Annotated in this window: 12 protein-coding genes and 1 pseudogene; 6 read left to right on the top strand and 7 right to left on the bottom strand. The window is 70.3% G+C overall.

Annotation, left to right across the window (positions count from 1 at the left end; all coding sequences use genetic code 11):
* A pseudogene (locus tag FVE89_RS13560) lies at positions 1 to 295 on the top strand (hypothetical protein); the annotation flags it as partial.
* 13 nt (positions 296 to 308) lie between these two features.
* Here FVE89_RS13560 and FVE89_RS13555 read toward each other — a convergent pair.
* From FVE89_RS13555 to FVE89_RS13545, 3 genes are all read right to left on the bottom strand, one after another.
* The gene (locus tag FVE89_RS13555) at positions 309 to 500 is read right to left on the bottom strand and encodes a hypothetical protein (RefSeq protein ID WP_160534474.1); all 192 of its coding nucleotides are present in this window, start codon (positions 498 to 500) and stop codon (positions 309 to 311) included.
* Between the two features lie 156 nt (positions 501 to 656).
* Positions 657 to 1223: a cell wall hydrolase gene (locus FVE89_RS13550; protein WP_246730727.1), complete on the bottom strand. Its 567-nt coding sequence runs from the start codon at positions 1221 to 1223 to the stop codon at positions 657 to 659.
* Positions 1224 to 1688: 465 nt separating this feature from the next.
* On the bottom strand, positions 1689 to 2015 hold the full coding sequence (locus FVE89_RS13545; RefSeq protein ID WP_160534472.1) for a multidrug efflux SMR transporter: 327 nt from the start codon (positions 2013 to 2015) through the stop codon (positions 1689 to 1691).
* Positions 2016 to 2347: 332 nt separating this feature from the next.
* Between FVE89_RS13545 and FVE89_RS13540 the strand changes: the two genes are divergently transcribed.
* A complete protein-coding gene (locus tag FVE89_RS13540) occupies positions 2348 to 3562 on the top strand; it encodes a serine hydrolase (protein WP_160534471.1) in 1215 nt (404 codons plus the stop codon).
* 9 nt (positions 3563 to 3571) lie between these two features.
* Here FVE89_RS13540 and FVE89_RS13535 read toward each other — a convergent pair whose 3' ends face one another.
* Positions 3572 to 4888 carry a DUF4105 domain-containing protein gene (locus tag FVE89_RS13535; RefSeq protein ID WP_246730721.1) on the bottom strand — a complete coding sequence of 439 codons (1317 nt, stop codon included), beginning with the start codon at positions 4886 to 4888 and terminating at the stop codon, positions 3572 to 3574.
* 861 nt (positions 4889 to 5749) lie between these two features.
* On the opposite strand from FVE89_RS13535, the gene FVE89_RS13530 reads away from it, so the two are divergent.
* The gene (locus FVE89_RS13530) at positions 5750 to 6172 is read left to right on the top strand and encodes a MucR family transcriptional regulator (protein WP_160534469.1); all 423 of its coding nucleotides are present in this window, start codon (positions 5750 to 5752) and stop codon (positions 6170 to 6172) included.
* 470 nt (positions 6173 to 6642) lie between these two features.
* Here the strand turns inward: FVE89_RS13530 and FVE89_RS13525 are convergent, their stop codons facing one another.
* Positions 6643 to 7668: a PAS domain-containing protein gene (locus FVE89_RS13525; RefSeq protein ID WP_160534468.1), complete on the bottom strand. Its 1026-nt coding sequence runs from the start codon at positions 7666 to 7668 to the stop codon at positions 6643 to 6645.
* Between the two features lie 576 nt (positions 7669 to 8244).
* On the opposite strand from FVE89_RS13525, the gene FVE89_RS13520 reads away from it, so the two are divergent.
* Both FVE89_RS13520 and FVE89_RS13515 read left to right on the top strand, forming a co-directional pair.
* Positions 8245 to 9174 (top strand): sugar kinase, encoded by a 930-nt coding sequence (locus tag FVE89_RS13520; protein WP_160534467.1) that lies wholly within the window; start codon positions 8245 to 8247, stop codon positions 9172 to 9174.
* Positions 9175 to 9329: 155 nt separating this feature from the next.
* Entirely contained in the window at positions 9330 to 10121 is a 792-nt protein-coding gene (locus FVE89_RS13515; protein WP_342390035.1) for a DUF502 domain-containing protein, read from the top strand.
* Positions 10122 to 10262: 141 nt separating this feature from the next.
* Here the strand turns inward: FVE89_RS13515 and cbiB are convergent, their stop codons facing one another.
* Entirely contained in the window at positions 10263 to 11246 is a 984-nt protein-coding gene (cbiB, locus tag FVE89_RS13510) for an adenosylcobinamide-phosphate synthase CbiB (protein ID WP_160534466.1), read from the bottom strand.
* Between cbiB and cobD the strand changes: the two genes are divergently transcribed.
* On the top strand, positions 11238 to 12257 hold the full coding sequence (gene cobD / locus FVE89_RS13505; RefSeq protein WP_160534465.1) for a threonine-phosphate decarboxylase CobD: 1020 nt from the start codon (positions 11238 to 11240) through the stop codon (positions 12255 to 12257). The genes cbiB and cobD overlap by 9 nt on opposite strands.
* Before the next feature lie 157 nt (positions 12258 to 12414).
* On the opposite strand, the gene FVE89_RS13500 is transcribed toward cobD, so the two are convergent.
* Complete coding sequence (locus FVE89_RS13500) at positions 12415 to 13581, bottom strand: MFS transporter (protein WP_160534464.1); 1167 nt, start codon at positions 13579 to 13581, stop codon at positions 12415 to 12417.
* Positions 13582 to 13819 lie beyond the last annotated feature (238 nt).

Below are 13819 nucleotides of genomic sequence, written 5' to 3'. Positions count from 1 at the left end.
GCCGACTGGCTGCGCACCGACCTGCGGGCGCAGGGCATCACGCCGGTCATCCCGGGTAAGCGCGGTCGCAAGCGACGCATCCGCCACGACAAGCGGCGCTATCGCGAGCGCTGGCGGATCGTCCTTCGACAGGCTCAGGATGAGGGCCACCTTCAACCGCCTCAAAGACTTCCGCCGCGTCGCGACCCGCTACGACAAGCTCGCCCGCAACTATGCCTCAGCCGTCGCCCTCGCCCTCGCCCTCGCCCTCGCCCTCGCCCTCGCCCTCGCCGCCGTCATCGCTTTTTGGTGCTGATCGAATCCAGACCCTAATCCTCAGCCGCGTCCGGATTGTCGTTGGCCGCGCGATCCGCATCGCGCCGCGCGGCGATCTCGAACCCGATCTCCATCAGCAGCAGCCGCGACAGGAGCTGCCTCGCCGGCGTACCATGGGATTTCACCAGCGCGTGGGTGCGGATGGCGGCTCCCACCATGCGGTCAAAACCGGCATCGTCCGGCATGGCGATGCCAGACTCCGATCGGACACGAGGACACAACCTCAGCGTTACATCCTGCTTCGATCCCTCCCGTAGAACCGGAGGAGACCGAACGGCATCGGCCGCTGCGCAGCCGCGCGGGGAGAGTTTGGCGCCGCCCCGACCGGGATCCCCCGCGCCCTACTGCGCGGCCGCCATCGAGGCAGCTGCAAAGGTCGGGATGGAGGCAGGCGCCGCCGTGTCGGGCTTGTTCTCAGCCCTGCTCCCGGACTTGGCCGCACGGGCGTCGCGCTTCTCATAGAAGGCGTTGCCGCCGGCGACGGCCACGTAATGCATGTTGGGGTAGGGGTAGTGCCGCCCCGCCGTGTGGAAATACATCGCCTTGCCGACCTGCGGGTGGCGCTCCCCTGCCAGGACGGCGTCGGCGGCGTCGGCGACCTTCTGCAAATCCTTTTCCTGCATCGGCTTGGTCAGGACCCCGGCGGCGAACTGCCCGGGCTGGCCGACCACGGCGCAGATGCCGCCGGGGAAGATCGCATTCTCCAGCCGGTTCATGACGACCGTGCCGACGGCGATCAGACCGCCCTCGTCGCTCCGGTTCGATTCGAAGTACATGGCGCGGCCGAGGCAGTCCCGCTCGGCATCGCTGACGACCATCGGCGGCGCGCGACCGGCGATCGATCCCGTCGTGAGCACCGGGTTGGACGTGTTGCACGCGCCCAAGCCGCACGCTGCGGCCGCCGCCATCAGAACAGGACCGATTTTCGTCCGCTCGCTACCCTGCATGCAGGCGTGCTCCGTGCTGTTTCAACCACGTCGTGCCGCGCCAAGGGGGGCCGCTTCCAGCCAGCGCCCCGCCGCGATCGGGCGTCCGGCAAGCGTGACCGGACGTTCGCGGCGAGGATGTGGCAGGCGGCCCCGGCCGCGGCGCTCCCTGCGCGATTTCAGACTCGATCACGATCGGCGCGCTCGCCGCTGAAGCGGATGCCGGCCCGGCGCAGAGAGCAGGTTAAAACAATGGCTTAGATTCATGCCCGCGTGCTACGCGATCAGGCATGGCTCCAGGACCGGGCCGATCCCACCGCCCCATGATCCGCGAACCTGTCGGCGCGGTTGAACGCCACGAGAGGCCGGTGACCGGGGTTCCATCCGGGCGAACCCACGGCTGGCGCCTGAGGATCGCGGGGCGTTTCTGACGCGCCGGCCCGACCTTCAATGCTGCCCCTGGCCGGCCGCCAGGATGGTCACGCCGACGGTGATCACCGCGATGCCCACCAGCATCGTCGGGCTCACCGACTCGCCGTAGAGCCACGCGCCGCCGATCGCGGCGCCGATCATGCCGATCCCGGACCAGATCGCGTAGACGACCCCGATCGGCAGCATGTCCATGCTGGTCGACATCAGCCACAGGGCGGTGCCGTAACCCAGGGCGACGATCAGCGTCGGGACCGGCCGGGTCAGGCCCTCGGCGGCCTTCAGCGCCAGGGTGGCGGTGACCTCCGCGCCGATGGCGAGCCCGAGGATCAGGAACGGATTCATGACGGGGTGAACTCTCTCACGCGCGACGGCATCGTGAATGCCACGCGGGACGGGTGTAAAGATCGGCTTCGAATCGGGCGTTCCAGGCGGACGAAGAAGCGAATCGCGGCGGCAAACCAGCTTCGGTTCTCCAGCCGGGCTTGGCGGATCGCCGCCGATACATCCTCGCGGATGCCATGACCATTCCTGAACCGGTGCCGTCTGCGCCCATCCTGGCAGAACCTTCAGCCATCGGTCGCGTGGAGCTTTCCTTAAGCCCTCCTGCCCATGGTGACGGCGCGCCGCGGCGCCGGCCCCGCGACCCCGACGATCCAGAGCGAACCAGACCCGACATGACCGTGTCCTCCGCGATCCCGGACACACCCGCTCGCCTGCGCCCGGGGCGGCGGTGGGGCACGACCGCGGCGGCCGGAACCGCCGCGGTCGCGGGCTGCGCCTGGGCGGCCTGTGCGCTGCTGAACGTCCCCAACCCCGTCACCCTCGCGGCGCTCGCCGTGATCGAGCCGTCGTCGGTGGGGCCGTGGTTCCCGAGCCGGGTCGTGAAGGCCCCCGAACAGGCCCGGGACCTGCCGTCCCGGCCGCGTCCGATCCTCGATCGGGTCCCCTGGAAGGGGCGGACCGTGCCGCTCATGGACGTGCTGGCCGCGACCCACACCAATGCGTTCCTGGTGGTAAAGGACGGGGTGCTGATCCACGAGTGGCAGCGGCCCGGCACCGGGCCGGCGACGCTGTTCCCGTCCTGGTCGGTCGCAAAATCCGTCGTCTCGCTGCTGATCGGCGCCGCGGTCGCCCGCGGCCAGCTCGCCGAGACGGACCGCGTCTCCGCCCTGCTGCCGGAGTTGAAGAACGCCGCGGTGTTCGGCCAGATCACGGTGCGCAATCTCCTCGACATGGCGAGCGGGATCGCCGTGCCGGAGAATTACGATCCCCAGCGCCCCCTGACCGGCACCGCCGGGATGTACCTGACGCGGGACATCGAGGCCTTCGTGCGCGACCACGCGCATCTCGCGTTCAAGCCCGGCAGCCAGGGCCGCTACCGCAGCATCGACACCGAGTTGCTCGGCCTGATCCTCGCCCGGACCGAGGGCAAGCCGCTCGCCGACATCCTCTCGGAGCGGATCTGGAAGCCGATGGGCGCCCAGGCCGACGCGACCTGGAACCTCGACCGGCCCGGCGGGGTCGAGAAGGCGTTCTGCTGCATCAACGCCACCGCCCGCGACTTCGCCCGCCTCGGCCTGCTCGTGGCCGACCAGGGCCGGGCGGGAGACACCCGCATCGTCCCGGCCCGCTGGATCGAGCGGATCATGACGCCGGCCCGGCGCGCGGTCGACGGATGGCCGTACTCGGCCCAGTGGTGGCACGCACCGGGGGGCGACGACGACGACATCTCGGCGATCGGCGTCTACGGCCAGTACGTCTACGTCAACCGCCGGACCGGCACGGTGATCGTCAAGCTCAGCGACCACGGGGCCGAGCAGGACGAGCTCGACACCCTCGCGGTGATGCAGGCCATCGCGGCCGATCTCGCGGCGGAGCCGGCGCGCTGAGCGCCCCGCTCAGGCCTCGGTCGCGCCGGCATCCGGCAGGGCAGGGCGCCCGGTGATCTGGTGCAGCCGGGCGAGGGACCGCGCCCGCCAGTTGCGGACGAGCCGCCAGCCGACGCGCCGCCAAGCGATGGATGGGACCGGCGAGGCCGGATCGATGAGCGCGCTGAGCGCCCGCGCGTAGTCGAGCACGAGGCCCGGGGTCCAGGTCATCGACCGGGCGCCGGTGCGCAGCAGGGCGGCCGCCCAGAATTCCGGGGTGGAGAGCGCCGCCGCAAGGTGTCGCCAGGGATGGCCGCCGCGGCTGAACGCGCCCTCGACCGCGACGTCGAGCGCCCGGGCCGCCGTGGTCGAGCAATTGCGGCTGATGAAGTTGTAGGTGGTGTCCCGGCGATAATCCGCCCAGAACGCCCGCAGCCGCGCGGCGTCGATGCCGTTCAGCGTGACCGCGACGGTGGGCGGACACCAATCGGCGACCTCCGCCTCATGGGAGGGCAGGAAGCGGCCGGCCACGTCGTTCTCGGGGCCGGCGCGCAGGCTCGAGCGCAGATTGGCAGGCGAGCGGTCGATCTCCACCGCGGGATAGTGGCTGATATAGAGGTCGTCCCCCTGGCCCAGGGCGGCGTGGCCCGTGGAGAACCGGCCGGCCTGATCCACCGAGGCGACGTAGCGCCGGATCAGCCGCTGGCTGGCCGGGGTGGTCGCCTGTCCGGTGGGGGTCCAGACATAGACCGTCAGGCTGCCGGGCTCGGCCGCGTCCGGCTCCGGCGCGGCGCGGCGCAGGTGCCGCGCCCGGAGCCCGATCAGGGCCAGGTTGGCACCGCTCAGGATCAGGAACATCCCGATGCAGTAGCCGACCGTGCCGGCATACCAGGTCGGCCACGGCTGGAGATGGAATAGGCCGAAGGCGACGCTGAGCGCGCCCAGAGCCACCGAGATCCGCCAGCCGGTGAACTTCAGAAGGCTCGCGATCGTGACCCGGACGAGGCCGTCCACCGTGAAGGCGATGCCGAAGATCATCGCGAGCAGGAAGTTGCTGTGCCGCGTGGCCATCAGGATCAGGACGGCCATGACGGTCAGGAGCACGCCCTGGAACAGGCGCATCCGGCGGGCGGTGCCGGTGACGCTCGCCCCGACCGCCAGCGAGATCAGGCCGTCGATCAGGAGGAGGACGCCGAACCAGCGGTCCGGGACGTGGATCGCCCCGTCGAGGGAATCCACCACCACGACGATGCCGGCGAGCGCCCACAGGAGGCCGACCGACAGGAGGAGGCGCCAATGCCGGCCCACCTCCGCGCGTCCGACGAGCAGCAGCCAGAGGGGTGCCATCCGGCCGCCGACCGGATCCGTGACCCCGGACTCGGTGGATGCCGAGCGGGAGCGCGGAAGAGACGTCGAACGCGGTCCGGACATGAGCAGTCGCCCTCGAAGCTGCGCAACGCAGGATCTCTCGCACAGACGCGACCATACCGAAATAGCGGGACGCGGATCGGGGCGGTCATCGCAAGTTTCGCGAGATTCTGCGAATGCAACCTCCACAATGACGCTGAGGACTTCCTTAACGGAACCCGGATTCCGGTCCGCGCGCACGATTCACACCGGGATAGTCCTTACGAGATCTGAAGGGCCTGCGCGCCGCCGACTCCGAACCGGCCGGACATCCTTGCAGGCCCGCCGGTAACCGCCCCCTCCGTCCCCTCACGATCTGTCCGCGATGCGCATCGGACCGGACCGGTCGCCAGTCCGGCGCACAGGGCCGTTCCAGGAATAGTTTGGAATAGCTCTAGATTGCTGAACACTTGAATACAGTCCCGGCACCCGCCCGACGCACAAGCGGCCCGACACCGGCGACCGCTCCTATCTCCGCGGCTGATTCGCGCGCTCACGGCTGGTCATGGCATGCCCATTTGAAGTCATCGTTTGTCCGATGCCATTCAATCGCGAGACGTGCACGATATTTGTTGCAAATTTTATCGAGACAACCTCATGTTGCCACAGAAGATCAAAATATGTTCAAAGCTTATCTCTAGATAAATCCTAGACATTGAGTCCAGATTTTGTATCATCAGGTGCCAATGTTGGCGTAGCTGAAGCAGTCCGGCAGAGATCGGATGGGGAATTTCCGAGGCGATGATCGGATTTACGCTCTGAGCCGGATTGTTTTGCTTCTTTGCGTAATGGGGGACTCTCATGAACACGATCGACCTGTATGAAAAGTCTTCAGATCTCAATACGGATCTGATCAAGTGCACCGCCTCTCTTGTCGCGGCTTACGTGTCGCGGAACGCGGTGGGCGTCGGGGAGCTGCCGGTTCTGATCGATCAGGTCCATACCGCCATCACGGTCCTGCAGAACGGCACGTCGGGCTCCGGCTGGACCGGACCGAGCGCGGCCCAGATCGAGGCGTCGATCCAGCACGACGGCCTGATCAGCTTCATCGACGGCCGGCCCTACAAGACCCTGAAGCGGCACCTCACCGCGCATGGCCTGACGCCCGAGCGCTACCGGGCCAAGTACGGCCTGCCGGCCGATTACCCGATGGTCGCTCCGGGCTACGCCGCCAAGCGGTCCGAGATCGCCAAGGCGATCCAGCTCGGTCACAAGGCGGCCTGAAGCGCCCTCCGCCATAGTTGACACCGGTTTGGCGCGGGAGAGTGCGCCAGAACCCAGACTGAGAACCGTGTCGGGTGCAACGCGTTCGGGCACGGTTCTGAGGGCAGCTTGAAGCCCGCGCGTTCGCTTCGCGACCGGCCTCCGGCTCGATCCGGCGGCCGGTGGGCCGCATCCAGGCGACGCGCGGGGCCGCACGACCGGCGCGAGGGCGACAGGGTTCGCGGCCGACCGGATGGCCGTAGCGGCGGGCGCCGCATCGCAATCCGGTTTGCGCCGGCTGACCGACGCCTCATGCGCCCAGAGACCGGGTCGACCCGGATCGTCGTCGCGGAACCGGCAGCTGTATCCGCGAAATCTGCTCAGCTGCGGGGGCCCCGGCACGGGCCCGCGATGGCCGTGTTCAGGCCAACGCGCTCAGGCCCAAGCGCTCACATCAAAGCGCTCACATCAAAGCGCTCACGCCAACGCGCTCAGGCCTTGGCGACCGCCAGGGTTCCGTCATCCATGATGACGAAGCGCACGCCGGCGCGGCGCAGGGCTTCGACCGCGTGGAGACGGGAGCGGCTGCCGCGATGCTCGCTGTCGTCCTCCAGGCGGCGGACCGTGGAATGCGACAGGCCACTCGCCTGGGCCAGATCCATCATCGACCAGTCCAGCATGGCCCGCGCAGCGCGCAGATGGTGGCCGGCCACGGACTGCTCGAAGCCCGCGCGCAGGGGCGCCGGCATCAGCACGCCGGCGCCGAACGGATACTTGAGACCGCATCGGCCGAGATAAGTCCCGTCGGGATCCCAGATCGGCATCGTGAAGATCCGGAAGTGCACGAGGTCCCCGTTGGCAAGGCGCTCGTGCGCGGCCGCCTGGTAGAACGTGCGCTGCTCGATATGCTCCTCGGCCATCGCCCGGAAGGCCGCGCGCTCCTCGGGAACGATCATGAGGAAAGGATCGAGGCAGATTTCCTCGAACGGCAGACCGTGAACCTGAGCCATCTCGAACGGTAATTCGCGGACGCCGTCGACGCCCACCCAGAAGCTGGCGATGTGCTCGGTCAGGTAGAGCGCGGCCCGCCGCCGCCGCTCGTCATGCCGCGCGTGGGCCAGCTGCTCGCGTTCGCTCACGTCGAGGGCCGTGCCGCTGACCGCCACGGGTCGCCCCTCGGCCGAGAAGCGTGCTTCCATCGTCAGCGACAGGGTGCGCTGCGTGCCGTTCGGGCGGATGACCCGAACGATCGTTTCCCGCGGCACGTGTCCCTGCCGGACATCGGCGAGGGACGGCAGCCGGAGCCGGTCATCCGGATGAACCAGGGAGAGCAGCAGCTCGTAGCTCGCCTTCGTGGCATTGGGCACGAGACCGAACAGCCGGTAGAATCCCGGCGACCAGACCTGTTGCCCCCCCGCGAAAACCCAGCTCCAGGCGCCGCTGACGCCTCGACTTTCGGTGATGGTCAGGAATTCCCCGGCCGAGAAGGTCAGGGCGCTTAAAGCAGAATGAAACATACCAGAGCGCCTGGATCGTTCGAGCGATTAACACGACGGGATCGAATCGCCCCGTTGATGAAACGCGTGCGCGACAAGTCTACGACCTCGGCCCGAGATCATCGACGTGCATTTCGTAGCCTCTGCTTTGCGCGCAACCGCGAAAGGCGGGCGGCCCGAGCCGACACGACCCTCCGGACACGACGCCATTTCCCGCCCACGCGTCCCTTCTCCGAGGCCGGACGCCGACAACGACGCCGGCCGAGGCCCGCATCGGCGGGGGCCGGACCCGCACCGCACCCTCCGAATAACTCATACCAATCCGTATTAGCACCTCCGATCCCCCTATGTGAAACATATTCAAAATTCTTTGATGCGGCGCCCACGCCGATCATGAGCCATAAATTAACTTTACTATTATCTTACGAAAACCATAGCATTTTGATTCGCTCTTCTTTTTTGCCCCGGATAAATCAGTAAAAATCCGTATTTATGCCATCTCCAGACACGACCCGCAGCCCGGTCGAACCGGCGGCCGGTGGTTGACAGACCGTCCCGGAAGGCGGGCATGAGGAAGGCAGACCGGGGAGGAGCCGTATGAGCGTCGCCTGCATCGGGGAGTGCATGATCGAATTGTCCGAGCAATCGGACGGCAGCCTCGCCCGCGGCTTCGGCGGCGACACGCTGAACACCGCGCTCTACCTCGCGCGCCTCGGCGTCGCGGTCGATTACGTGACGGCGCTGGGCGACGACGTCTGGAGCGACGAGATGGCGGCGGCCTGGGGCCGCGAAGGGATCGGACTCGGCGAGGTCCGGCGTCTGCCCGGCCGGATGCCGGGCCTCTACATCATCCGCACCGACGCGGCCGGCGAGCGCAGCTTCCACTATTGGCGCGATCAGGCGGCGGCCCGGGACCTGTTCGCCGAGCCCGGCGGTGCCGCCACCCGGGCCGCCCTGGCGGCCTACGACCTCGTCTACGTCTCCGGCATCAGCCTCTCGCTCTACGGCGAGAGCGGCCGCGCGGCCCTGTTCGAGACCCTGGCGGCCCTGCGCGCCCGGGGCGGGCGCGTCGCCTTCGACACCAATTACCGGCCCCGCGGCTGGCCCGTCTGGGAAGTCGCCCAGGCCGCGTTCCGGGAAGCCCTGGCGCAGGCCGACCTGATCTTCGCCTCGATGGAGGACCTGGACTGGCTCTTCGGCGCGGCGGGCGAGGCGGAGGTGCTGCGCCACCGGGGCCGGGCCGAGATCGTGCTCAAGGCCTCGAACGGGCGCGCGCCCGTCGCCCGGGTGCTGCACGGGACGTCCGACACGGTGGTGCCGGCCGAGCCGGCGGCCCGGGTCGTCGACACGACGGCCGCGGGCGACAGCTTCGCGGCGGGCTATCTCGCCGCCCGCCTCGCCGGGCTGGATCCGGAGGCGGCGGCCGTGCGGGCGCACCGCCTTGCCGGCGCGGTGATCGGGCATCGCGGCGCCGTGATCCCCCGGGAGGCGATGCCGGATCTCGATCTCCCCGGCCGGGGCGCCTGACCGCCGCGGGGTGGCCCGCGCGTGAAACGGGCCGCCCCGAAGAGCCACCCCGAAGAGCCGCCCTTGAGACCGGCAAGCGCAGCCGCTACCTGTGCCAGCGGGGGACGACCCCCGAGAGCAGGATCGCCGCGCCTCGTGCGGCCGAGAGGGCAGCCGTGGCGCCGAGTCCATCGCCGATCCAGGTTCCCGAGCCCGACGCCCCCGCGCCCGGCGGCGCAACGCCGAAGACCCGGGTCAGCGCGCGGGGCCGCCTGCGCACCTACTTCCTCACCGGCGTCATCGTGGCCGGCCCCCTGGCGATCACCGCCTACATCACGTGGTGGTTCATCGCGCTGATCGATTCCTTCGTGAAGCCCCTGGTGCCGGCGAGCTACCTGCCGGACCATTACCTGCCCTTCTCGATTCCCGGCCTCGGCCTCGTCATCGCGTTCCTGGCGGTGACGCTGCTCGGCTTCCTCACGGCCAACCTCGTGGGCCGCTCGGTGATCGAGTTCGGCGAGGTGCTGCTCGCCCGGACCCCGGTGATCTCCGGCCTCTACAAGGGCCTGCGGCAGATCTTCGAGACCCTGTTCTCGGCCAACGGCACCTCGTTCCGCACGGTCGGGCTGGTCGAGTTCCCCGTGAAGGGAACGTGGTCGGTGGTGTTCCTGTCGGCGCCGGCGGCGCCGGAGGTCGAGGGCGCGCTGCGCGCCCGGGGCGCCACCGCGGACGAGCTGGTCGGGGTGTTCCTGCCCTGCGCCCCCAATCCGACGACGGGGTTCTTCTTCTACCTGCCCCGGGCCGAGGTGGTGGAACTCGCGATCAGTGTCGATGACGCCGCCAAGCTGGTCATGTCGGCCGGGGTGATCCAGCCGGAGGATCCACAGGGCCGGCTCAACGCCATGGCGGCCTCCCTGCGGGCCGCGCACCAAACGGGCGCCACGCACCGGGAACCGCAGGACGCCTGACGACGATCCCGGGTTTCCAAAGGGCTCAGCCCTTTGGCGGGGTTCGGGGGCGGAGCGCCTGAGATTCGGACAACGTCCGGCACCAGGGCTCTGCCCTGGACCCGCGAAAGGTCTCGACCTTTCGAAACCAGAACGCGACGATCAGCCGGCTATCGCCAGCCAGAGGCCGAGCAGCGCCAACACGAGCCCGCCCTGGAGCCAGCAGGCCGTGCGATAGAGCACCAGCGCCCGGGCGATGTCGTCGGCCGTGGCCTCGGCCCGGCCGTCGCCCATATGGGCATCGGGCACCAGGGTGCCGTCATAGACCCGCGGCCCCGCGAGCTTCAGGCCGAGCGCCCCCGCCATGGCGGATTCCGGCCAGCCGGCATTGGGCGAGCGGTGATGGCGGGCGTCCCGGGCCATGGCGGTGAACGCGCCCCGGGCGTCAGCGCCGCGCAGGAGCGCCGCCCCGGCGATCAGCAGGCCGGCGAGGCGGGAGGCCGGCAGGTTGACCCCATCGTCGAGCCGGGCCGCCGCCCAGCCGAAGGCCTCGTGGCGGGGCGTGCGATGGCCGATCATGCTGTCGGCGGTGTTGATCGCCTTGTAGAGCGCGCCGCCCGGCAGGCCGAGGCAGCCGATCCAGAAGGCGGGCGCCACGATCCCGTCCGAAAAATTCTCCGCCAGGCTCTCGATCGCGGCGCGGCAGACCGCCGGCTCGTCGAGGCGCTCGGGATCGCGCCCGACGATCATCGCCACGGCCCGGCGCCCGGCCTCCAGGCCGCCGGTGCGCAGGGCGGCTTCCACCGCGGCGACGTGATCGTGCAGGCTGCGCTGCGCCGGCAGGCCGGCACAGGCGAGGCCGAGCAGGATCAGGGCGGGGAGGGGGCCGGCGAGGCCAGCGAGCGCCGTCAGGGCGAGGGCCGGCAGCGCGACGGCGGCGAGCAGCAGCGCCAAAGCGAGGCAGCCCGCGAGCCGGCGCCGCCGTGCGGAGCCGCGGTTCAGGCCGCGCTCCAGGGCGGCGATCAGCCGGCCGATCCAGGTGACAGGGTGGCCGACCGCCCTGTAGAGCGCGTCCGGATAGCCGGCCGCCGCCTCGATCCCGAGGGCGAGGGCCAGCACGGCGAGCGTTTCGGGCGGATGGACCATTCGGTGTGGCGTTTTCCCGCGCGGGAGCCCGCCCCGATCGCCCATGGCGGCGATCTCGGCGGCCTTCGCAAAGCCTTTCCCGACGCGCCGGAACCGTGGCTCGACCTCTCGACGGGGATCAACCCGGTCCCGTATCCCGTGCCGCCCGTGGAGGCCAGCGCCTGGACGCGGCTCCCCGAGGCCGCCGAGGTTGAGGGCCTGCGGGCGGCCGCCGCTTCGGCCTACGGCGCGCCGGATGCGGCCCATGTCGTGCCGGCCCCCGGCACCCAGATCCTGATCGAGACCCTGCCCCGGCTCCTGGCGCCGACCCGTGTGGCGGTCCTGGGTCCGACCTATGCCGAGCACGCGGCCGCCTGGGCGCGGGCCGGGCACGCGGTGCGCACGATCACGGATCTCGCGGCGCTCGGCGATGCCCGGGTGGCGGTGATCGTCGATCCCAACAACCCGGACGGGCGGACCTTTCCACTGGCCGAGCGCCGCGCCCTGGCCGAAACGCTCGAAGCCCGTGGCGGCCTTCTGGTCGCCGACGAGGCTTTTGCGGATCTCGAACCGGTGGAGAGCCTGTGCCCGCATGTGGGGCCGGGGCTGGTGGTGCTGCGCTCCTTCGGCAAGACCTACGGGCTCGCCGGCCTGCGCCTCGGCTTCGCGGTCGTCGAGCCCGGGATCGCGGCCCGGATCGCCGAGGCCCTGGGGCCTTGGGCGGTGTCCGGCCCGGCCCTGGCGACCGGGAGAACGGCCCTGTCGGATACCGGATGGCGCGCGGAGGCCGCCCGGGCGCGGGCGGCGGATGCGGCCCGGCTCGACCGGTTGATCGTACGGGGCGGGGGGCAGATCGTCGGCGGCACCTGCCTGTTCCGGACCGCGGATCTTCCGGATGGGCCTGGGCTCTACCGGCGCCTCGCAGAGGCCGGGATCGCGGTGCGCCGCTTCGCGGAGCGCCCGGAACGCCTGCGTTTCGGATTGCCGCCCGACAAGACGGGCTGGTGCCGGCTGTCGCGGGTGCTCAAGTAGACGCGGGCGCTCCGGCGCTCGATGGTCATGGATCCACAAGGTCCGCGACCTTGTGTGGGTGCAGGGCGAAGCCCTGCTGGGTTCGGGCAACGCCCGACATCGGGGCTCCGCCCCGATACCCCGTCAAAGGGCGCAGCCCTTTGGAATCCCTTACGGTTCAAGACGCTCGTCCGTGCGGATCGCGCGCCGCCACGATCACCGCCAGCGCCGAGAACACCAGCCCGACCGCGCAGACCCCCGGCCAGCCGACCAGCAGGAAGGCCTGCGAGCCGGCATAGGCGCCGAGCGCCCCGAACACGAACAGGGTCGTGAACAGCACGGTGTTGATCCGCCCCCGCGCCCCCGGAACCAGGGCGTAGGCCCGGGTCTGGTTGGCGATCAGCGCGCCGTTGATGCCGATGTCGATGAGCAGCACGCCGAGCGCCACCGCGACCAACGACCACGTGCCCCCCGCCCAGAGCACCACGAAGGACAGGGCGACCATCAGGCTGCCGCCCAACACCACGGGCTTGGCGCCCTTGCGGTCGGTGAACCGGCCCGAGAGCGGCGCCACGAAGGCGCCGCAGACGCCGATCACCCCGAACAGCCCGGCACCCGCGGCCGTGAGCCCGAAGGGCGGCCCCTCCACGAGCAGCGCCAGCGTCGCCCAGAAGGCGTTGAAGCCCGCAAACAGCAGCGCCTGCGACAGGCTCGCCGTGCGCAGCACCGGCTGATTCCGGGCGAGGTGGAGGATCGACAGCATCAGGGCGCGGTAGCGCAGGGGATGCGTCTGCACCGTGTGCGGCAGGGTCGCCCGGGCGATGCCCGCCATGGCGAGCGCCACCAGCGCAGCGATGAGGAAGACCGGCCGCCAGCCGAGATGCGCCCCCAGGAACCCGCTCGCCGTCCGGGCGAGCAGGATGCCGGTCAGCAGCCCGGTCATCACCTGCCCGACCACCCGCCCGCGGCTCGCATCCGGGGCCAGTTCGGCCGCGAACGGCACCGCCTGCTGGGCCGCGCAGGCGAGCACGCCGACGACGAGGTGGGCGAGCGCGAGGCTCGCGAGGTTCGGGGCGAGGCCGACCGCCAGCAGCGCCACGGCGAGGCCGAGGCATTGCCACACGATCAGCGTGCGCCGCGGCAGCGCGTCGCCCAGCGGCACGAGCCCGACGATGCCGAGCCCGTAGCCGACCAGCGCCGTGGTCGGCACCCAGAGGGCCGCCCGATCGCCGAACTCGGCCACGATCAGGCCGAGCAGCGGCTGGTTGTAGTAGATGTTGGCCACCGCCCCGCCGGCGATCAGCGTCAGGCCGAGGCGGGCCTTCGCGTCGAGGGATGTGGTCACGGTTGGGTCGAGGTCAGGCGGGTCCGGCGCCGCGGAAGGGCCATGGTCAGGTCCGTTTCTCCGGAAGAGAAGTCCGAGGCGCGAGCGTTACGGGCAGAGTGCGCCGGCCGGCAAGCTGCGGCGATGCATCCCTGCCGGCACACGGCGCGCCCCTTCACGGGCACCGCCGGAGCACCATATGCGATCGCTACGGCATGCGGCACCTTTCCGCGGGCGGGTGTCGCGCAACACGGACATC

This window comes from Methylobacterium sp. 2A, from assembly GCF_009806555.1.
Taxonomy (GTDB): Bacteria; Pseudomonadota; Alphaproteobacteria; order Rhizobiales; family Beijerinckiaceae; genus Methylobacterium.
This window is presented reverse-complemented; position numbering and strand designations above follow the sequence as displayed.